This is a genomic window from Microcoleus sp. bin38.metabat.b11b12b14.051 (genome assembly GCF_013299165.1).
Taxonomy (GTDB): Bacteria; Cyanobacteriota; Cyanobacteriia; order Cyanobacteriales; family Microcoleaceae; genus Microcoleus.
The window spans coordinates 73,739-93,802 of the sequence record NZ_JAAFKD010000025.1 but is presented as its reverse complement, the minus strand read 5'-3'; the positions used below and the strand labels follow the sequence as shown (position 1 = coordinate 93,802).

Annotated in this window: 20 protein-coding genes; 9 read left to right on the top strand and 11 right to left on the bottom strand. The window is 46.3% G+C overall.

Annotation, left to right across the window (positions count from 1 at the left end; genetic code table 11):
* Positions 1-51: 51 nt before the first annotated feature.
* The 3 genes from QZW47_RS22850 to QZW47_RS22840 all read right to left on the bottom strand — a co-directional run bounded on the left by QZW47_RS22850 (position 52) and on the right by QZW47_RS22840 (position 1,607).
* Positions 52-876 carry a M15 family metallopeptidase gene (locus QZW47_RS22850; RefSeq protein WP_293131925.1) on the bottom strand — a complete coding sequence of 275 codons (825 nt, stop codon included), beginning with the start codon at positions 874-876 and terminating at the stop codon, positions 52-54.
* Positions 877-1,101: 225 nt separating this feature from the next.
* Positions 1,102-1,320 carry a helix-turn-helix transcriptional regulator gene (locus tag QZW47_RS22845; protein ID WP_293131922.1) on the bottom strand — a complete coding sequence of 73 codons (219 nt, stop codon included), beginning with the start codon at positions 1,318-1,320 and terminating at the stop codon, positions 1,102-1,104.
* Between the two features lie 74 nt (positions 1,321-1,394).
* The gene (locus QZW47_RS22840) at positions 1,395-1,607 is read right to left on the bottom strand and encodes a helix-turn-helix transcriptional regulator (RefSeq protein ID WP_293131940.1); all 213 of its coding nucleotides are present in this window, start codon (positions 1,605-1,607) and stop codon (positions 1,395-1,397) included.
* A 196-nt stretch (positions 1,608-1,803) separates the two neighbouring features.
* On the opposite strand from QZW47_RS22840, the gene QZW47_RS22835 reads away from it, so the two are divergent.
* The gene (locus QZW47_RS22835; protein WP_293131919.1) at positions 1,804-2,247 is read left to right on the top strand and encodes a hypothetical protein; all 444 of its coding nucleotides are present in this window, start codon (positions 1,804-1,806) and stop codon (positions 2,245-2,247) included.
* On the opposite strand, the gene QZW47_RS22830 is transcribed toward QZW47_RS22835, so the two are convergent.
* From QZW47_RS22830 to QZW47_RS22820, 3 genes are read right to left on the bottom strand one after another with little or no spacing between them, the layout of a single operon-like run.
* Positions 2,176-3,663 (bottom strand): pentapeptide repeat-containing protein, encoded by a 1,488-nt coding sequence (locus QZW47_RS22830; RefSeq protein WP_293131916.1) that lies wholly within the window; start codon positions 3,661-3,663, stop codon positions 2,176-2,178. The two genes, QZW47_RS22835 and QZW47_RS22830, sit on opposite strands and share 72 nt — an antisense overlap.
* Positions 3,664-3,721: 58 nt before the next feature.
* On the bottom strand, positions 3,722-4,099 hold the full coding sequence (locus QZW47_RS22825; RefSeq protein ID WP_293131913.1) for a transcriptional regulator: 378 nt from the start codon (positions 4,097-4,099) through the stop codon (positions 3,722-3,724).
* Positions 4,074-4,415 carry a type II toxin-antitoxin system RelE/ParE family toxin gene (locus QZW47_RS22820; RefSeq protein ID WP_293131910.1) on the bottom strand — a complete coding sequence of 114 codons (342 nt, stop codon included), beginning with the start codon at positions 4,413-4,415 and terminating at the stop codon, positions 4,074-4,076. The genes QZW47_RS22825 and QZW47_RS22820 overlap by 26 nt, the downstream gene beginning before the upstream one ends.
* A gap of 121 nt (positions 4,416-4,536) precedes the next feature.
* Here QZW47_RS22820 and typA point away from each other — a divergent pair, with 121 nt between their 5' ends.
* Both typA and QZW47_RS22810 read left to right on the top strand, forming a co-directional pair.
* A complete protein-coding gene (gene typA / locus QZW47_RS22815) occupies positions 4,537-6,327 on the top strand; it encodes a translational GTPase TypA (protein WP_293131907.1) in 1,791 nt (596 codons plus the stop codon).
* A 107-nt stretch (positions 6,328-6,434) separates the two neighbouring features.
* Positions 6,435-6,659 carry a hypothetical protein gene (locus QZW47_RS22810; RefSeq protein WP_293131904.1) on the top strand — a complete coding sequence of 75 codons (225 nt, stop codon included), beginning with the start codon at positions 6,435-6,437 and terminating at the stop codon, positions 6,657-6,659.
* Positions 6,660-6,719: 60 nt separating this feature from the next.
* Here QZW47_RS22810 and QZW47_RS30210 read toward each other — a convergent pair whose 3' ends face one another.
* Positions 6,720-6,968: a tetratricopeptide repeat protein gene (locus QZW47_RS30210; protein WP_366930921.1), complete on the bottom strand. Its 249-nt coding sequence runs from the start codon at positions 6,966-6,968 to the stop codon at positions 6,720-6,722.
* Positions 6,969-7,078: 110 nt separating this feature from the next.
* On the opposite strand from QZW47_RS30210, the gene QZW47_RS22805 reads away from it, so the two are divergent.
* The 3 genes from QZW47_RS22805 to QZW47_RS22795 all read left to right on the top strand — a co-directional run bounded on the left by QZW47_RS22805 (position 7,079) and on the right by QZW47_RS22795 (position 9,807).
* On the top strand, positions 7,079-7,951 hold the full coding sequence (locus QZW47_RS22805; RefSeq protein WP_293131901.1) for a ParA family protein: 873 nt from the start codon (positions 7,079-7,081) through the stop codon (positions 7,949-7,951).
* Positions 7,948-8,394 carry a hypothetical protein gene (locus QZW47_RS22800; RefSeq protein WP_293131899.1) on the top strand — a complete coding sequence of 149 codons (447 nt, stop codon included), beginning with the start codon at positions 7,948-7,950 and terminating at the stop codon, positions 8,392-8,394. The genes QZW47_RS22805 and QZW47_RS22800 overlap by 4 nt, the downstream gene beginning before the upstream one ends.
* A gap of 135 nt (positions 8,395-8,529) precedes the next feature.
* A complete protein-coding gene (locus tag QZW47_RS22795; RefSeq protein ID WP_293131897.1) occupies positions 8,530-9,807 on the top strand; it encodes a hypothetical protein in 1,278 nt (425 codons plus the stop codon).
* Here QZW47_RS22795 and hpsL read toward each other — a convergent pair.
* The gene (hpsL, locus tag QZW47_RS22790) at positions 9,800-11,464 is read right to left on the bottom strand and encodes a hormogonium polysaccharide biosynthesis protein HpsL (RefSeq protein WP_293131894.1); all 1,665 of its coding nucleotides are present in this window, start codon (positions 11,462-11,464) and stop codon (positions 9,800-9,802) included. The two genes, QZW47_RS22795 and hpsL, sit on opposite strands and share 8 nt — an antisense overlap.
* 18 nt (positions 11,465-11,482) lie before the next feature.
* Here hpsL and QZW47_RS22785 point away from each other — a divergent pair, with 18 nt between their 5' ends.
* Together QZW47_RS22785 and QZW47_RS22780 are read left to right on the top strand one after the other, a co-directional pair.
* Positions 11,483-11,650, top strand: a complete 168-nt coding sequence (locus tag QZW47_RS22785; protein WP_293131891.1) for a hypothetical protein — start codon at positions 11,483-11,485, stop codon at positions 11,648-11,650.
* 508 nt (positions 11,651-12,158) lie between these two features.
* Positions 12,159-12,857 (top strand): alpha/beta hydrolase, encoded by a 699-nt coding sequence (locus QZW47_RS22780; protein ID WP_293131888.1) that lies wholly within the window; start codon positions 12,159-12,161, stop codon positions 12,855-12,857.
* Positions 12,858-13,357: 500 nt separating this feature from the next.
* Here QZW47_RS22780 and QZW47_RS22775 read toward each other — a convergent pair whose 3' ends face one another.
* The 3 genes from QZW47_RS22775 to QZW47_RS22765 form a co-directional block, all read right to left on the bottom strand.
* Positions 13,358-14,254 (bottom strand): CoA-binding protein, encoded by an 897-nt coding sequence (locus tag QZW47_RS22775; RefSeq protein ID WP_293131885.1) that lies wholly within the window; start codon positions 14,252-14,254, stop codon positions 13,358-13,360.
* An 86-nt stretch (positions 14,255-14,340) separates the two neighbouring features.
* Positions 14,341-15,573 carry a succinate--CoA ligase subunit beta gene (locus QZW47_RS22770; protein WP_293131883.1) on the bottom strand — a complete coding sequence of 411 codons (1,233 nt, stop codon included), beginning with the start codon at positions 15,571-15,573 and terminating at the stop codon, positions 14,341-14,343.
* A 548-nt stretch (positions 15,574-16,121) separates the two neighbouring features.
* Positions 16,122-17,648 (bottom strand): glycosyltransferase family 2 protein, encoded by a 1,527-nt coding sequence (locus QZW47_RS22765; protein WP_293131880.1) that lies wholly within the window; start codon positions 17,646-17,648, stop codon positions 16,122-16,124.
* A gap of 250 nt (positions 17,649-17,898) precedes the next feature.
* Here QZW47_RS22765 and ebsA point away from each other — a divergent pair, with 250 nt between their 5' ends.
* Positions 17,899-18,273 (top strand): type IV pilus biogenesis protein EbsA, encoded by a 375-nt coding sequence (gene ebsA, locus QZW47_RS22760; protein WP_293131878.1) that lies wholly within the window; start codon positions 17,899-17,901, stop codon positions 18,271-18,273.
* Positions 18,274-20,064: the final 1,791 nt, after the last annotated feature.

The following is a 20,064-nucleotide window of genomic DNA, read 5'->3' as shown; positions in this document are numbered from 1 at the left end:
AACTGTTAACTGTTAACTGTTAACTGTCCGCTGTCAACCGTCAACTGTCAACTATTTTTTGAGGGAATGAGCTTTGTAGAAAGTTTCGAGGCTTTGCCTGTCGCCCACAAACCGCCAGTGCCAAGGCTCGTAACTGACGCCTTGGCGATTGTTTTTGGGGAAGGACATTTCAAAGCTGAAGGTGGCGGAGTTAGCTTCTAGCCACTTGAATGCTTGGGTATTTTCAAAGCTGGGACTGAGGTTGGTATCTGGGGCGCTGCCGTCGCCGAGGTCGATCGCGTAACCGGTATGATGTTCGCTATAACCTGGAGGAGCGCTGACTTCGGCTCGCTTGCTGGCGTTTTGCCTGCGTTCGGCTTTCACGTCAAAAAATACGTGCTGTTGGTCGTCCACGGAGCGAAAGCCGGATATAGGAGCAAAATAGATCCCTGATGCGGCGGCGGCGTTGGCCATTTCCTGATACTTTGCTGCTGCTGAGGTGCGGAGTTTGACACCACCATCGGAGGTGACGTTTACCAAGTCGGTGGCTGGTGCTTCTGCGTAAGGCAAGTGTCCCAGCAGGTTGTCTGGGGTGGCTTTTGAATTGCTACCTGGGTTCGGGGCTGTTGCAGAGGCTGAACTCGCTGCTGCTGGGTTTTTTTGAGTTGGCTCTGCCCGACTGGTGGCTGGGAAAAAGTTAAAGTTGAGGTGCAGCCAGATGCTCACCGCAAAGGCAACTGCGCCCAAACCTAGCAGTTTCCAAATCAGCCCTTTTTTCTTCTGGGACTGACTGCCTCCTGCATCCAGGTATGTGTGGTCTCGCACTGCTTCTGGAATTTCGTCAGCGGCAAGCTCCGAGGCTTGCGGGGTTTTTCTCGACAGACTAGCGTTATCCAAGCCAGCTCCACTCCTGCACTTCAATAAGGCTCAACGTTACAAATTGTATATCGATCGCGTGCGATCGCACAGCTACAATTCCCGCTGAGAATATACCATATAATCTTCCTGACTTGGCTTTGTCCCATCCGCCAACTCTCAAATCTGTTACGAAATGCCCCAATGTCGATCGCCTGTTTTAGTCAAATTGGTTGGCACTGATTTATTTTAAGTGTAATCTGCTACTTATTCGACAAAATCCAACAATTGTTCGATCGACACATCAAACGTCCGCGCCAATTTTAGTAGAGCACCGATGTCAGCCATTGTCATACCGGGCGATCGGGCGTAACTTTTGACAGTGTTGTAGGATACCCCGGAGCGATCGGCTACTTCTTTGAGCGTCCAACCTTCCCTAGCAGCAAACTCTCGAATTCGTAATTTTATTAATTCGCCTCTTGACATGAGGGTGAAATCTCACCTATATTATTTTATATAAATGAAGGTTAGATCCCCGACGGAGGAAACGCCGACGGAACCTATTCTTCCACAACCTCAAACAAGTCTTCTATCAACACATCAAAAGTTCGAGCTAATTTTTGCAGATAAGTAACGTCAACGGTTGCTAATCCGGGCGATCGGGCGTAATTTTTCAGCGTGCTGTAGTGGACTCCCGATCGATCGGCAACCTCTGTCAAAGTCCAGCCATTTTCGGCAGCCAGCTCTCGAATTCGCAACCTCACCAATCCCATGCTTGACAAAGGGCAAGTATTTGCCTTAAAGTAATTAAAGATTAAAGAGCGATCGCCCTGTGGCCTTGGAAACTAAAGGGCGATCGCTTTTTCAAACAAACTCCGATCGAATCAGAGACACCTACTTAAATCAGACGCACTTATTCAAGACGCACTCATTCAATCAGACGTACTCATTCAATCAGACGCACTCACCATGATAGCAACACAACACTCAGAAGCCAAGCAAATAAATCCACTGGCTCGATTTGTGACAAAAGAAGCAGTAGCCAAAGTCTTGAAAGTCCAGCCCGAACAGATTCGCGAGATTCGGCTGTGGCCGTATATCATCCACGTTGTGGGAGTTGGCCTCAGCAAATTTGTGAGTTACGCAGATATGCCACCAATTTTAGGAGTAGAGCCGCCGACGCTGCAAGACTGTACGCGGTGGTGGAAGCGTTGGCGGAAAACTCAGCAGCAAGCACCAGCATTTTGGGTAGAGTTTTACGAGGGGAAGTTTCGGCAGTGTCGCGGTGTGGAAGAACTTTTCAACTGGGGTAAATTGGTAGGTAAGATTAAGCACGGTTTGTCAGGTTTTCAGGTGGATTGGCTGCGAAAAAGTTATGTTGTTGTGAAACAGTGTATGGAGGCTCAAGTATAGCCCGCTTAAGTTAGCTTGAGCGAGGTTTGCATTAGTGAATTTTGTTTGTTGACTAAGCTTAGCACCATTGAGGTTTGCACCAGTAAAATCGGCTTCACTAAAATTTGCATATTCTAGTAGGGTTCCTCTTAAACTTGCCTTCCTTAATTTTGATTTTTCTAGTTTGGCTGATTGTAAATTAGCCTGAGAAAGGTTGGCATTGACTAAATTTGCCTGAGTCAGATTGGCTGAAGATAAATTAGCTTGAGAAAGGTTAGCCCTTGATAAATTAGCATTACTAAAATTTGTGCTAGAGAAAAACGCATTGCTCATATTTGCTTCCTTCAAAGTTGCCCCACTGAGGTTTATCATCTGCCAACTTACACCGTTCAAATTAGCTTTATTCAAATTAGCATTACTCAAGTTAACACCAGCAGCTAGGTTTTTACCCCTCAAGTCAGCACCAGCTAAATTAATCCCAGTAAAATCCCTTTCTCCCTGAGTGTAACGCTCCCAAAACTCCTCAACATTAACAACAGGTTCCAGACTAGCCTCAGACTCATCATCCAAATCCTCAGCGCTATCCTCTAAATCAATCTCTCCCTCAGCAGCATCCGCCGCCAATCCTTCCAAATAATCTGCTCGATCCAGGTAATCCGAACTCTCTATAAACCTGCTCTCAATCTCCTCCTCATTTAATACTTGGCTGCTGTCAAATCTCTCAATTAATTGCTTGACAATTTGACAGTGACCCGTGCGGATTCCCACTTCTTTTTCTGCACTTTGGTCGCTGTTAGTCAGAAAATTATGGCTCCCCAACATAGCAAAACTGGAATCGCAGACTAAATAGTTTTCGTGAGTACCTAATAAATTGAGACTAAATTGACCGGGATATTCGCTTGCTAATTCTTGCAAATCTGCTAAAGCATTGTATCGCCATCCCTTGCCGATTTTTTGCCGATCGCCCAAATAACCCCAGCCAATATCGATCGCACATCCTCGGTTCAAGCAATCCCTAAATTTTTGCAGCAATTCATCATTAATACTGTTACAATTGAGCCAAGGGCAAACAATAATCAGCCGCTCTCGTGCTACTGATAGCGCCTCCACCAACACAGCGCGACTGTTGGGGCGATCGCATACTAACTGATACTGAAAGTCTAAGTTGTGCTGTTCTGTCTCAGCCTCAAGCTCAATCGGCGGCTCTGAAATGACCGACATATCGGCAATTCCCAAATCAAACCGCTGTTGCAGCACCGCAATTTGGGCTATCAAATTTTCTAGCTGTGGCGGTTCCGGGCGATCGTTAAATCGTTGTTCCTGTGCTTCTAACTGCCGCTTAAGTTTGGCTATATATTTTTTGAGAATAACTTGATCTTGTTCAAGATGTAATAATCTGGTGGCTATTGACACTAAATCTAGTTCTGTCTCTGACATCCTGCTACCCTAAAATTTAAAAAACTGTAAAAGCTATATCTGGGAAGTTTGCCCAAAATCAAACCTTTGCAACTTCCGCCAATTCAGCAACATTAGCAGAAATTTTCTCATCCTCTACATCAACCGCGACTGTTAACTTCAATCCCAGAACCTTCAGCCAACTAGCCAAACCATAAATTGTCGCAATTCCTTCTCCTGATAACAAAGCATCTAATTTTTCCAAATGCAATTTAGCATCATCAGCAGACATATTTGGTTCACCAAGAGCCTCAAATATATCTCTCATAGCTGAGAGCATAATTTTTAATTCCAAATCTCCTTCTTCCTCTTCTCCAAATATCAGAGAAAGGTAAGCAGCAGAATAGTTTGGATCTTTGAGATTGGAAATTTTAAAGGGATGATAGCTATCACTAGCAGGCATTTTGGCGTCTTTCATAATCTCTCCAATATTTCTTAGCTTTACTAATGTCTTGATCTTGAGTGCTTTTATCCCCACCGCACAGCAGAAGCACGATCGCAGATCCCACTTGTCCAAAGTAGACTCGGTAGCCCGGCCCATAGTCGATTTTAAGTTCGCAAACTCCTTCGCCAACTGAGCGACAGTCTCCCAAATTGCCACTGCTAATCCGCTCCAGCCTCTTATCAATCCTGATTTTAGCGTTAACATCTCGCAGGGAGCCAAACCATTCGGCAAATGGAACTGTGCCATTTTGTTTGATATAACGCTTAATATCTCTGGGTTGCGCTTCCATAATTTCAATTTTAGCGGGTCAGCAGGTTAATTATACAGTCGCGCCCGATCGCCCCTTGACTCCATGCGCTACAATCATTAAGAAATCTTTAGTTAAATCCGTTTAACGTCCCAGACGCATTATGAGTCTTCCCATTCGCAACGTTGCTATCATTGCTCACGTCGATCACGGCAAAACCACCCTTGTGGATGCTCTCCTCAGACAGTCCGGGGTCTTCCGCGAAGGGGAAGAAGTCCCAGATTGCGTCATGGACTCCAATGACATCGAGCGCGAGCGTGGCATCACCATCCTTTCCAAAAATACCGCTGTCCGATACAAAGAAACCCTGATCAACATCGTCGATACCCCCGGACACGCGGACTTCGGCGGTGAAGTAGAACGAGTTCTCGGCATGGTTGACGGTTGTTTGCTGATCGTAGACGCTAACGAAGGCCCGATGCCGCAAACCCGCTTCGTGCTCAAAAAAGCCCTCGAAAAAGGACTGCGCCCGATCGTATTTGTCAACAAGATCGATCGCGATCGAGCAGATCCCCACAAAGCAGTCGATAAAGTTTTGGATCTGTTCCTCGAACTCGGCGCCGACGACGATCAGTGCGACTTCCCCTATCTGTTCGGTTCGGGACTCAACGGTACTGCTAAAAAAACTTTGGAAGACGAAGCAGTGGACATGAAACCGCTGTTTGAAGAAATCCTAGACCACGTACCGCCCCCCATCGGCGACCCTGACAAACCTCTGCAACTGCAAGTCACCACCCTAGATTACTCAGAATACGTCGGCCGCATCGTCATCGGCCGCATCCACAACGGCACGATTAGAATCGGTCAACAAGCAGTTTTAATCACAGAAAGCGGCGCGCTTGTCAAGTCAAAAATCAGCAAATTGATGGGCTTTGAAGGCCTGAAGCGCATTGATATCGCAGAATCTTCTGCTGGTAATCTTGTCGCCGTTGCCGGTTTTGCTGATGCGTATATTGGCGAGACAATTACCTGTCCCAACGACCCACAAGCGCTACCTTTAATCAAAGTAGACGAACCGACTTTGCAGATGACTTTCTCGGTGAACGATTCGCCGTTCTGCGGTCAAGAAGGTAGTTTGGTCACATCGCGTCAAATTCGCGATCGACTAATGCGAGAACTCCAAACCAACGTCGCCTTGCGCGTCGAAGAAACCGACTCTCCCGACAAATTCCTCGTATCCGGCCGTGGCGAACTTCACCTCGGAATCCTGATCGAAAATATGCGTCGCGAAGGATACGAATTCCAAGTATCCCAGCCGCAAGTAATCTTCCGCGAAGTCGGCGGCCGTCCCTGCGAACCCTTTGAATGTTTGGTCTTAGACGTACCCGAAGAAGCAGTCGGTGGCTGCATCGAACGCCTCGGTCAGCGCAAAGCAGAAATGCAAGATATGCACGTCAGCAGCACCGGTCGCACCCAAATCGAATTTTCAGTCCCCGCCCGCGGTTTGATTGGATTCCGAGGCGAGTTTATGCGCTTGACTCGCGGCGCTGGAATTATGAACCACAGCTTCCTCGACTATCGCCCCCTCGGTGGAGAAATTATCGCCCGTCGCAACGGAGTATTGATTTCCTTTGAAGAAGGAACTGCAACTACTTATTCACTGAAAAATGCTGAAGACCGTGGCGTATTTTTCATTACCCCCGGAACCAAGGTTTACAGAGGGATGATTATCGGAGAAAACAACCGAGATGAAGACATGGAGCTGAATATCTGCAAGTCGAAGCAGTTGACAAACCACCGCGCATCTGGTGGTGAAGAATTGGCGCAATTGCAAGCACCAGTCGATATGAGTTTGGAACGCGCTTTGGAGTACATCGGTCAGGATGAATTGGTGGAAGTAACACCGAAATCAATTCGCTTGCGGAAGTTGTCCAAGAAGTTGGTGAAACGCTAAAACAAATTAAGGGCTGGTAATTTTGCCAGCCCTTAGTGTCAACTTCAAACTACTCTATTTAAAGGCAATATTAATCATTTTAAATCAATCAAAAATAGGTAAAAACGATGTCAACAGTTTATCGTTTAAAAGCCAGCGAACTAGATCGTAACTTTTTAGAACAAATCAAAGCGATTTTTGGAGATAAAGAGATTGAAATCATTGTCTCAGAATGCGATGAAACCGAATATCTTTTGAAATCGGAAGTCAATAAAAACAAACTGTTGAAAGCTATTGAAAATGTTAAAGACAGGCAAAATTTAGTTGAAGTCGATCTACAGGATTTGCAATGAGCCGAATAATTATTAATGTATCGATCGCTCTTTTTATCTCTTTACTAAATGCGCTCGCTCTCAATCTTCTTGCTGAAGTTCTTCTATTATATCAAGTACCTTTTGATATTTTTCTTCTTTTCCCTGCATATGATATAAATTTTTAGCATTGTAAAAATCTTCATTTGCTCTTTCGGAATCGCCCAGTTCATAGTGGAAAATGCCTCGGTTGTAATGAGCTTGGGCAAAGTCTGGTTTAAGCTGAATTGCCTGGGTATAATCCTCAAGCGCTACTCTAAGATCGTATAGACTCGCAGTTAATCTGGCGATCGCCTACTCCAGGCGATCGCGATTATTTGAGTAATAATGCTTAACCAGCGCTAATTGGGCGATCGGTATGTTTTAATTTATATTTCAGCAAAATCTAAACAAAGCCAGCCATGAGTCCAAAATCCATAGCCGTAATCAACTTCAAAGGCGGTGTCGGGAAGACAACCGTCACCTGGAGTATGGGAAATATTATATCCCAAGGAACCGACTTAGAAGTCCTGATGTTAGACCTAGACCCGCAAATGTCGCTCACAGAGGCGATCGGGCTTAACGAAAACACTGGTCATTTAGATGATAAATTTGGTAAGTGGTACGAAAAATCTCTCAAACACCGACTCACAATTTACGACGCCCTCGAAGTCTTTAAAAAAGCCGGACAAAACTTTAAATTTCCCGTTGGTTTCGACACTATTTATCAGATTGACGAACAGTTGCATTTTATCCCTTCAGTTGAAGAATTGTACTGGTTGGATCTCGATGGATTTGAGGGTAAAAATGTAAAAGACTTCATCCGCCAGTTTAGCGGGAAAATCGTTAACTCTCCCAATCTCCCCAAATACGATTTAATGCTGTTTGACTGTTCGCCTTCCTTCAGTCTCCTCACCTACAGCGTCCTCTCTTGCTGTGACTTAATATTGATTCCCGTCAATCCCGATTATTTTGGTTCTCGGGGATTGAGTTTAGTTTTAAACTCGCTCCAGAAACGGATTGAGCCTTACCCGTTTCCCAAAATTGCAGTGTTTATGAATAAAGCTAAAATCTATGGAGGATTGCTGACTAATGAAGTTCAGTTTTACATGAGAGAAGTCAAGAGACTTTGCGCTGAGATATCAAAAGATAATAACATAGAAGTCAGATTTTTTGAATCGACTATTCGGGAAAGCGTCGGGTTGAAACGGGCGATTAATGAGGGAGAACTGCCGCGAGAATTAGTTAGAGAATTTGAGCAACTTTGGCGCGAGTGTGAGGAGTATCTGAAATGATTAAAAAAGATATTTTGCCTGCTGGCGATTCGGAAAATGGGGGGGTACTTGATGAAATTGGGGAACTTAAGGCAATCTTGCGGGAGGTTTCCAAGAAATTAACTAGAATTGAGGCTCAAGTCAAGCGGGGAGGGCTTTCTGCTCTGTCTAAAACTTCTGAATCAGCTATTATTGCTAATGTTAGTAAATCTGCTAATTTATCGACAGAAAATGTTCTCGAAGCTTATGAAGAACTGCGTTTACAAGCTAAAAATGGTAATGAAGAAGAGGTTAGCCAAAAATTGTTGGCTATGAGTGCAAATGACTTGAACTTGATGTGTTGCGAGTTAGGGATGCCGCCCAGCAGCAAGAATCCGTCCCGCAAAAAAATGTTTGAGCTAATTATTGGTAGAATCAAACAAAGTTTGAGGCTGTCACGGCATATCGATCGCCAAACACTGTGAATGGGGCATTGGGAATGGGGCATTGGGAATAGTTTGGAGTTAGAATTTGCCATATCCCTCTGGCACTTTAAGAAGTCGGGGATACGAGGACTGAAGACTGTGAAGATTTAAAAGTAAGGAGATGATACTGACAAAATGCGTTTACATAAATTATTGCGGTTTTGGTCGATCGCCCTGATCACCCTAACACTCACAATTACCGTATTCCTGAGCCTTCACAGCCCTCGGACAACCGCAGCCCAAAAACCAAGCATACTGGCATTTACAGCGCTCCAGAGGCGCGGCAGCGAGGTGAGGAACAGTTTATTTGCGGTCAATCCTACCAGTTTGGCCCGCCGGGAACTTGCACCCAATATAGATGTTAGCCCTACGGTAGTTTGGTCGCCCAAGGGCGATCGACTCGCATTCGTTAGCGGAGACACCGACATTTATACAGTCAAGGCTGATGGTTCTGGACTAACTAAACAGTTTGCGGGCGAATCTTGCAAAGGAGTTAATTTTAGAATAGCTTGGTTTGCTAACAGTCAAAAACTTGTTTTTGCTCGTTCCTGCGACGGTTCAACCTCTGATTCTTCTGGCAGTCAATCACTTTATACCAGTGACATTTCGGGAATTAAAGGAACTAAATTAATTCGGAATTTAGAAGTAGGAGGACAACCAGCTAAAACAGAAATTTCATCAGAATTTTATCTTTCTGCTGACGATCAACAGGTAGCATTTGTCAAGGATAAAAATATCTATAAAATGAATGCTGACGGTTCGGGCATGACTAAATTAACTCAAAGTCCCGGCGAGTATACATCGGGCGGTAGCGAACTTGTCTGGTCTGGCGATCGCACAAAAATCGCTTTTTTGTCCGGTAGCTATCCCCAACAGCAAGTTTACACCATCAATACCGACGGCACCAACCTCAAGAATTTGACCGACAACCCGCAACATCAAGTCTATAACGTCAAGCTGGTTTGGTCGCCCGACAGCAGCCGGATTGCTTACTATCACGGGAAAGCGGGCGATTTTGGCGGGGAAAAGCAGGATATTTGGGCGATCGACATTAACACCGGAACCGCCAAAAACCTCACCCAAAAACCCCAAAAATACGATGCACTTTCCTGGTCGCCCGACGGCAAACTTATCGCCTTCGCTACCGGAGACTTCAACCAGCAAAAATTATACACAATAAATGCTGGCAGTGGCCAGCTAAATCAACTAGCTCCTCGCCTAGGAATCTCAGGTATTTCTGAATTGGCTTGGTCTTCAGACAGCCAGCAAATTGCTTTTACGTTTAATGAAATTGCAGGCTATCAAAGCATTTTGTACGTAATTAATCGAGACGGTTCTGGATTGAATAAACTCACAAACGACAATGATTTAAATGCTGGCAGTCCGGTTTGGCAACCGCATATTTTCAAATAGGAGCAGACGCAATAATTTTTTTCTCCTTCAACTGTTGGTGAACTTCCAATTCATGCCCCTCAAGTTCCTGATGTTTTTCATCCTGCACCTGTTTGTCAATTTTGGGTAGCTTTAAAATTGCCCCAGCCAACACCCAGTAATACACGCACACTGGATCTACATCCAGCGGATAATATTGAGGATTGATCGTAATAAATCCCACAAATACCCAAAAACTAGCTCCGTAACTCCGCAAACTTTTGTCTTTCACAGAACGGTACGATCTAAAAGTTAAAAAAGCCAATTGTAATAACATGATTTGAAAAGCAATCATTCCCGGATAGCCTAGTTCGTAAATCAACTTTGGATGGAAAGTTTCAATGAGCTGCGTAGTCCCAAATATCCGCGTTGAATTAGTAGCTCGTCCCACACCTCTGCCCAGAGGTTTTCCAATGATAAAATTGTTACTTTGCTCTAACTGATTAGAAAGAAATTGCTGGGGAGGTGCAGCATTCCAGCGGTTAACAAAACTATCCCACCGCTGCTCGACAATTCCCGGGTTAACTGCGGCACCGACAAACAGCAGAATTGCGAGTCCTGCACCGATCGGAATAAATCTCTTAAAATTAACTAATTGGCCGGTGAGAATCAGCAGGATTGCCGTAGCAACTGGAACCATAACTAAAGCAGCTCTTTGACCGGAAATAACGGCATTGGCAAATACTAATGCCATGCCAAGTAAACCGATAGCTCGCCACCAGAAGGAAGGATCGCAAAAAGCCGAGGCAAAGGTTAAAAAAGCATTAGAAATTAAAAACCAAGCCCACTGCCAAGGTGCTACAAAAGTTCCCGGCAAGCGGATAAATTTGACTTCTGGACTGAATACCAGAGAACCGCCAACAAAACATCTAGCTTGCAGAGTTGCTTTATATAATTCTTCTCCAATCATGCCTCGGGTGCCGGCGCACTTGCCACTTTGCAGCAACAGGTACTGAATCAAACCAAGAACGCAGCAAACGATCGCCAAAACTAGGTGCATTCGACCAAAAAACACCAAATCCTTCTTAGTGCGGAGCAGATAGTAGGTACAACCAATCAGCGGTATGTAACCTATCAATACTTTTAAACCGAGAATTCCTTGCAGAATCGGTTTGTCGCCCCTAATAGGGTGGAGCTGCATTTCTCCGTTGACAAAAATTAAAGTCAGCATTGCCATCATCAACAGGATGCTGAAGGTAGAAAGCATTTGTTTGGGAATGAACACAGGCAATTGTTTATTTTTGCAGCTTTGAATTAAAGCGATGAGAGCTGGTATGTAAAAAGCATCTTTAGCTACTTGAAATGCTGCATTACCGCCCCCAATTGCGTAGGTAACTGTACCGCTCAAAGGCAGGTAAATTAAAAAAGCCCACAAAGCTGGGCGGGGGTATTTGTAGGAAAGCAGTAAAATGGCTATGGCTGCGCCTCCTGCTATCGCCATCTTAGGGCGGGTCACGAACAACAAAGGGATGGTGACACTCAGGCTGACCAAGCAACAAATGACGATCGCCTGCACTAATTCATTGCGCTTTTGTGAAGTTTTGCGTTTTTGGGCAGCCACTTCTTTTTTGCTGACTATTGCAGTTTTTTCGGTGTGCTTGTTTTTGTTTTTTTTTGATTTTTGCTTGGTTTTAAACATAACTTATAGAACAAATTTATGTGGGGCAATGAAGTCGATGTGATGTATAAAGTAGAAGGCAGAATGAATCCAATAAAAAATATTGCTGTACCTGCGGTTAATTATTCAGCCTGTCGAGAGCGATCGCCATTCGCGATCGAGATTGTGGGTGTGATGCGGGCGCAACTTACACTCGTGACCTTGTAGAATATAACTGCTGCACCTATAATGTACACACCGAGGAAAAAAAAATTAATCGATCGCTCAAACTGAATGTCAGTAACTCAGCCCTAAACGGACTGAGCTTGTAAGAGTAATCAAGCAAGCTATACTGACCAGTCAAGCGTCTTAACTGACTACGTTATTTGGGTCACGACACCCTGTGGATGCTCTCGCCAGTCCCCTGCTCTGTCGCTAGTAGTTAACCAGTTTTAAAGTCACTGAAACTGTGCTGCTAGCTTAACAAGCCCTCATAACATTGACGAGGCTAACATTACCCCGAAAGGGAGGCTCCAAAAGAGCAAACATTATGCGTACAGGATTGTAAGGTTTGAGATGGTAATTGTCAAGAGTGAAAGTACATTACAAAAGTACACAAGAGCCAAGCAATTCCCTTGCGCGGTAATGAAAAGATTCAACGCGACTGAAAAAGTCGCTCGCGTCGTTTTCCTCTCAGCCCTAAAGGGACTGAGTTTCACACTTACCGAGAATTTTTATGAAATTAACAAAATTTGTATCGATCGGCATTGCCCTGTTTTTAGGAGCAAGCGGGAGCTTATTATCTAGTAGCAGTAGAGCCTTAGGCGCTGAAAAAATTGTCCTGACATTGGGCCCGATCCGGCAAGCCATAACTATCAGCGACTTAGAAGAGTTTGCTAAAGACGGGACTGCGACGCCAACCCTCAAACAAATTATCGGGTTCTCCAAAATCGACCCAAAAATATTGCAGGGGTTGATCGGTTTACAAATCGGTTTAAAGCCGACTAATCTAGCCCGGGTACTTTACAGCACCCCGGGAGAAAAAATTACTGACGAAATTGGTCAAGCAATTCGGACTCAGCGGCGCACAGAAAGTGGCAAAGCCCTCAGGGCGGCGGTGATTCTGGCATCCGGCGATGACGGTAAGGTGTCGCTGCTGGAAATTTTGCAAAAGTATCCTCTACCGGAGGTTTACGTAGATGTTGCCAGCATTGCTGCAACTGTTGGGAAGATTCAGGGTTTGGCCGGAAATTTGAGCAGCCTGCTTCAAGAGTCCCAGCGCGAGACAACGAGGACAACTGAAACAAATCGCACCGAAAGTACGACGATCGCACCTTCCCGCAACGTGCGGCCAACTGCCCCTGCTGTAAGTCGCCCCCCACCGCTACCAGCACCCGCACCGCAGCCCGTCAGGCCGATCAGGGGACTCTGGTAATACCCATTTTCCCGATTAATGCCGCAGTATCTGTAGGGTGTGTCGAAGAAAGACAATCTCTAAATGCGAGTGCAAATCTAATAGCGACGCACCTTACACATTGAATGAAGGAAACAAACCTCACAATTGTTATCTAGCAATATTTTTTTTAAACTGTATAATAATTATCGGCGTTACCAACAGGTTCTATCTCGTTGGGAATGCTAGTTTTCTGATTTTTTGCGGACTAAAGTCCTCACTACAAACCTGGTTTTTTGCGGACTTTAAGTCTTCGCTACAAACCTGGTTTTTTGCGGACTTTAAGTCTTCGCTACAAATCTGGTTTTTTGCGGACTAAAGTCCTCACTACAAACCTGGTTTTTTGCGGACTAAAGTCCTCGCTACAAACCTGGTTTTTTGCGGACTAAAGTCCTCACTACAAACCTGTTACCAACCTGTTGCAAACCTGCGGACTAAAGTCCTCATTACGAACCTGTTTGATTTTGTTCTTTTGATAACAATCAAGTTTTTTTCAGCAGTTTTTTGAGCAACTTAGGAACCTCTGAAGGTCGCGCAGCTACGGGTATTTCGGCCTCTTCAAAGGCAGCCATTTTGTTTTCTGTCTTGAGTCCAAAGGCTTTCTGGGCGGCAGCCCGAGAACTGATCAAGATGCCGGCGTGACCTAAAGACGGGCCCTTGGGAGCGTAGCGGCCGGCTAGATAAGCAACCACGGGTTTGTCGATCGCCGAACCGATGTAAGAAGCAGCAGCTTGTTCGCTCCAACCGCCAACTTCCCCCACCAAAACAATCGCCTCGGTGCTGTCGTCTTCGTCCAAAATTTGCAGCCACTGCATAAAAGAAGAACCAACAATCGCATCGCAGCCAATACAAACCGCCATCGATTGTCCCAAACCGGCCTCGGTAAGTTCTAGAGCAACTTCGTAAGTCAAAGTGCTGCTGCGGCTGATTACCCCGATCGAACCTGGCGTATAAAATTCCTTGGGGTGAGTTCCCAGCAGCAATTTGTCCGGGACAATAATCCCAGGACTGTTGGGCCCGATTACCAATGTTTCGGTGGCTTCTGCTTTTCTGACTAAGCGCACCATATCCAGAGGAGGCACTCCCTCAGTGACGATCGCGATTTGCCGAATCCCTGCCGCGATCGCTTCTTGAGCCGCATCCAGCACCGAGTAAGCATCTACCAAAATTACCGTAGTGTCAACATGACCCACTGCCGCCACGGCTTCTTCTACCAAATCAAAAATCTCAATTCCCTCCAACTCCCGTCCCCCTTGACCGGGACTGACCCCGGCGACTACATTCGTGCCGTATGCTTTCATCATCAGGGCGACACGGGCTGACGCGGGAGATTCTGTAATGCCCTGTACGAGGACTTTGCTTTCTGGAGTTAAATTCATTGTTTCCCACTTGAGACTCGATCTTTAAAAAGCAGAAGCTGTCGGCCGGCGCATAAATCTCGAAGACGGTCGATCGACTGCTGCTACTACTTAGCGGAGGATACAGAGGCTGCTGCTGCCTCATCCAAAGTCCTAGTTAGCTGCACCGGCAACTGTCCCAAGCGCTTTTTCACAGCATCAGTATCGCTCTCATTCAGGCGCAGCACAACTTGGATGTGGCGGTTGGCGCGAGCTTTCCGTTCCAAATAGCCGACGGCGGCAGCGGTGATTTCCTCGGTTTTGGAGGCGGTCAAAATATTAACCAGTATCACCTTAACGCTTTTATCCTGACCGACTAACTCCAGACCCGCATCCGCGCGATCGCGCAGAGCATTTACTGCATCGTAGCGGTCTAAGGAACCAATATTCACAAAATTAGCCGGTTTTCCTCCTTGGTGGGCTACAGCATCGAGAGTTGCCATTGTCAGGCCCACTCCGTTGCACAGAATCCCGATATTCCCCTCTAGTTCGACTAATTCCAGGGATTCTCCATCCGACGAGATTGAGGATGGAGGTTTGGGGTCAAACTGCCGCGGCGGCGAGTGCTGCTGCTTCGATTGAAAATTCCGCCGATCGGTGCTATGGGGATTTCTCCTCTCTGCTGCGATCCCGCTGCTGGGCGTCTTACCCGAGAGTGACACCAAATCGGGATGCCGCCCCAAGGCATCGTCGTTAGCCGTGACTTTACCGTCTAAAGCCATTACCTCTCCTGTCGGACTGATGCCCAGAGGATTGATTTCTACTAAATCTAAATCTTTTTCAACAAACAGCCGATACATTTTTTCGACAATCGAGCTCACCGATTGAATCAAATCTCCCTGCAATCCCATTTTCAGCATCAGGCGCCTCGCGTAGAAAGGCGAAAATTCCTGGTCTACCGCAACTTGCTGCATTTGGTCGATCGACCCTTCGACATCCATACCTCCTTCTCTCGAACCTAGAAGCACCGGGCGTCGCGCTACGGGATCTAGGAGTACCGCCAAGTACAATTCTCGATCGGCGTTGTACTTCGCTTCTGCCAGCAAAACTTGGGGATATTCGTTTTCGATCGGCAAATTAAAAATTGTTTGAGCTGCCGCTACAGCATCGATCGTATTTTCCACAAACTTAACGCCGCCAGCTCTGCCCCGTCCCCCAGCCCGCACTTGCGACTTAAGTACAACTGGGTAGGGAATTTTCAGTCCTTTGAGGTCGGCAGGATTGTCAATTCGCTGCGACGGCAAAATCGGAATTGCCATCTGGCGAAATAAAGATTTGGCTTGGTACTCTAACAAATCCATTATTTATAACGGGTGACGGGTAGTTGGCAACAAGCAATTCGTCGTAATTGGCAATTCATAATTAATAGATACTAATTGGCTTTTTGTCAAGCTAAAAATTAAAATTTATGATTTTTATCTTTTAATTTTAGACTTTTGTATTGCCCATTACTTATTCGTTATTACCATCGCCGATTACCTATTACTTAAGCTGTTTCAAAGTGTTTTTTCAGACAAATACCAAATTTAACTGGCGGCTCTGGCGGCAACATATTCGGCGATTCTTGGTAGTTGTTTTGTCCTCAGACTTCAGAGCAATAACGTTACTCAATCTTGCTGCTAAATTTTTACCCCAAAGCATTAATATAAAGCCTCTTCCTTGTATGTAGCAATTAAAAGAAGACGATTGATTGCTCAAATCTTATTCCTTCCAGTTAGAGGTCGCTGCCAACTGACTAAAGCTGTCAATTGTCAACTAACAACTGCCAACTGTCAACTGTCAACTGTCAACTGTCAACTGTCAACTGCCAACTGCCAACTGCCAACTGCCAACTGTCCCTGGTCAACTGTCAACTGTCAACTGAATTGATGGTAGCAGCGCCTTGATGAACAGTTTTGACCCATTTAAGCCGCTTGGGCCGTACCGCAATCCGAGCCGTGACAGTCCCTACCAGCAGCCAGTGCAACATATACACAGTACCGCGCAGCGTTTGCAGCAAGGTGACAAAAACTGTTTTTACCTCAAATTTAGTCTGTTTGCGAGTGCGGCGCAGACCTACAAACATTCCCACCACTGACAAGGTAAGAGTCATGAAAGTTAGGGGACTGGCGATCGGCATCCGGCGCAGCGCCACAGACATCAAACAATCGGGGAAAGCTACAGTAGGCAAGAGATATTGAGATACCCAAAATCCAAATAAATCCCAAGTTTTGCCAGTTCCCATGCGGTTGCGTAAAATCAGCCGCCAGTAGTCAAGATAGCGCTGATAGCCACCTTCTGCCCACCGATTGCGCTGGTGCCACAGGGCGCCAGCGTTAGTGACACCTTCTTCAGACACGGCTGGGAAAGCCAGAAACTCAATATCCCAACGGTCTAGGTGCAGCCTCACCGTCAAATCCAGGTCGTCGGTAATTGTTTCCTCGTTCCAGCCGCCGCAGCGTTCCAAGGCGGTGCGGCGCATGAATTGACCGTTACCGCGCAATTCTCCAATGCCGCCGATCGCAGTCCGCTGCTGCTGGAAAAAACTGTCGAGAGCCATTTCTGCTTCTTGGCCGCGAGTCCAAACATTTACCGCGGCATTGGCGATCGCCTTTCTGACTTGTACCGCCCCTACCTGTTGTCGATCGAACACCGGCAGCACGTGGCGCAGCAAATCCGGCGTTACCGTCGCGTCGGCGTCAAATATGCCCACAAATTCCCCGCGAGTCAGCGGCAAAACTTGATTCAGGGCTCCCGACTTGCCGCCGCTGGCATTTGCTTCTCTGCGAAATACTTTGAGCTGCGGGTACTGTTTTGTTAGCTGTTCCAATACCATCGGCGTAGCGTCGCTGCTGCGATCGTCGATCGCCCAAAGTTCGTAACGGTCGATCGGATAATCTAAATTGCAGATTGATTCTACCAATCGAGCAATCACCGCTTCCTCATTTTTTGCCGCCACCAGCAGCGACACGTAGGGCCAGTCTTCTCGACTTTCATCAGCCAGAGGCGGCAGTGTCGGTTTCGGTTTGGCCAACAAAACTCGCAGGGCTTGCACCCACAGCAGCCCCGTCAGCGCCCAGACTACCCACGCACCCCAAGAAATCAAGTGCAGGGCGATCGTCCCTCCCCAAATTGCCGCCAGTACCGCCGCGGCTTTTCCCCGCCGTCCACGGTACAGATTGTCAGGAAAAGAAGGAGATCCCGGCACAGACACCCCCACCGTTCGCTCTGTTGTTGTTTCCGCATCAAACATGGAGTCGCCGATGTCTGGTAAAGCAAATACTTTGGCGACTTTCGAGTTCGAGGTCAAACTCTTGAGCTCTTCTTGAGCCAAATCAGGGATGTCCAAGTTAAGCTCGGTGCGAGCGTCGTTTTCTGGCCAAGAACTATCCTGCATAGGTTACTTGATTCAACCACCAATAGTTTTTGATTTTAGAGATAAGTATTTACTGTATCAGTTTCTGAGCTTTTGGCGAAAGCAGACCCGAGCTTGTGGGCGGGGACACGCGACTTGTACCGCAAGGCTAAACTGGCATTCCACAGACTCTTGGGCTTGAGTGCGTGCTTGCGCTTGCCCTGGAATATCTGTTAATTTTTGCACAGCAGCTCAACTAAACTGCTAGTAGTAATTGTCAGGATGTGGAAATATGTCTCTTCCTCAACTGAAGCCAGCCGACGACAGAGAAGTGAAAGTGTACGCACCTTTTTGTCAGGAGCCCCGGCGCAAGTTTTTGCCGCACGCGATCGGTCTCTACAAGCTCAAAAGCTTGGAGGGAGCAAGAAAAATTGACGGTGGCGAGGACGTGCCGTTTGTCGCTAGTTGGAATATCCCGTCGCTGCCGATCGATTTGACCCGCTGTCAGGTGTTGTTTGACGGCAATGCGGAACTCAGCTATGAAGTGACGATGCAAAGCTCTGAGTTTGTCAGTTGCTTAATTGAGGTACTTTTGACTTTTCAGCGCACTCGTACCGTCGATTTTTCCAAAACGTTTTACCGCAAGCTGATGCGGATGGATGAGTAATTTTCACTGCACCCGCCCTTGGGAAATTGCGCCCAGGATTGGCGCGTTCAGAGGCGCACTAACTGTCTGCGGCCGCGACAAACGGCGATATTACACGATCGCTGCGTCTGTTTTATTGTTTAAGTCCAAACACTAACTAAGTTATGGGATGATTCCCCATCGCTTTGGGCGCGATGCTGATGCTCGCTCCTCAAGCAAATTTACAGCAGTTTTTCATTGATTGCGATACAGATTTCGCGTAGGGACTCAAGCAAACCTTGAGTCCCTACCTGTATTTTAGGCAATGAAAAACTGCTGTATTTGTTGTGCAACAAGCGTGAAAGCCCCTTGCTGAAACTTGTTGATAAAAATCGTGCAACAGAAAGGAATATCTCAACCTTAGTTGTTCTGAGCAGTCATATCGTATGCGATCGATTAACCGCGCGCGATCGTCCAAGTAGTGCGGACTTGAACCGCCAGATGCAGAGCGTCCTGGCGTCCGCACTACAAACCGTTTGTAATCCACCGAACATGAGATTCGCAATTATTTAATTTTCAATGCTCCATGCTCCAATACCAGGGAATTGCTGTCCGATTTGAGGTAAGGCACAATTCCGCCAAAATCCTAACTTTATCTAGGTATTAATATTTGTAAACATTCTCAGTAGTATCACTGAGGTATTTTAAGATGAGAGCGAAACTAAAATTAGTTAATTTCTCACAAAATCCCTTAAATAATTAAGCCTGTCTTCAGCAAATGATTTTCACCGATCTGACGCTCGCAGGAATTTAATATAATCCTGATTTTGTGTTCGGGGTTTCTGAGATAGTTGCTCAACCGTCATTATTACTACGGTCTAATTTTCATGCTCAAAATTTGCCAATAAGCGGCACTAAACCGAATTAAATTCTAGCAATTCCTGGTAGCAACTTACTGGCAAATATTTCAGTTAACAGTTGACAGTTGACAGCTTGCGCGCTCGCGACTTGCCCGCCCGCGAAGTCGAGGGGAGTCGAAGAGTTGACAGTTGACAGAAGAGCCCGCCCGCGGAGTCGAGGGGTTGACAGCTTGCGCTGAGCGAAGTCGAAGAGTTGACAGCTTGCGCGCTCGCGACTTGCCCGCCCGCGAAGTCGAGGGGAGTCGAAGAGTTGACAGCTAGCCCGCCCGCGAAGTCGAGGGGTTGACAGTTACCTCTACCGGGAAGGAAGAGGATTGGAGTAATGATGAGTTGTTTTTTAAGTGTCTTTTTTCTAAAAATGGAGATGCTTTAAATCAATTGTTTGTGGTAAATATTAAGACCGCAAACACCATCGATTAACAGTTGACAATTGACAGTTGACAGTTGACAGTTGACAGTTACCTCTACCGGGAAGGAAGAGGATTGGAGTAATGATGAGTTGTTTTTTAAGTGTCTTTTTCCTAAAAATGGAGATGCTTTAAATCAATTGTTTGTGGTAAATATTAAGACCGCAAACACCATCGATTAACAGTTGACAATTGACAGCTTGCGCTGAGCGAAGTCGAAGAGTTGACAGCTTGCGCGCTCGCGACTTGCCCGCCCGCGAAGTCGAGGGGAGTCGAAGAGTTGACAGCTAGCCCCGAGCGACTTGCCCGCCCGCGAAGTCGAGGGGAGTCGAGGGGTTGACAGTTACCTCTACCGGGAAGGAAGAGGATTGGAGTAATGATGAGTTGTTTTTTAAGTGTCTTTTTCCTAAAAATGGAGATGCTTTAAATCAATTGTTTGTGGTAAATATTAAGACCGCAAACACCATCGATCGTACTTACTCTTAAATAATTATGTTGAGTAAGTG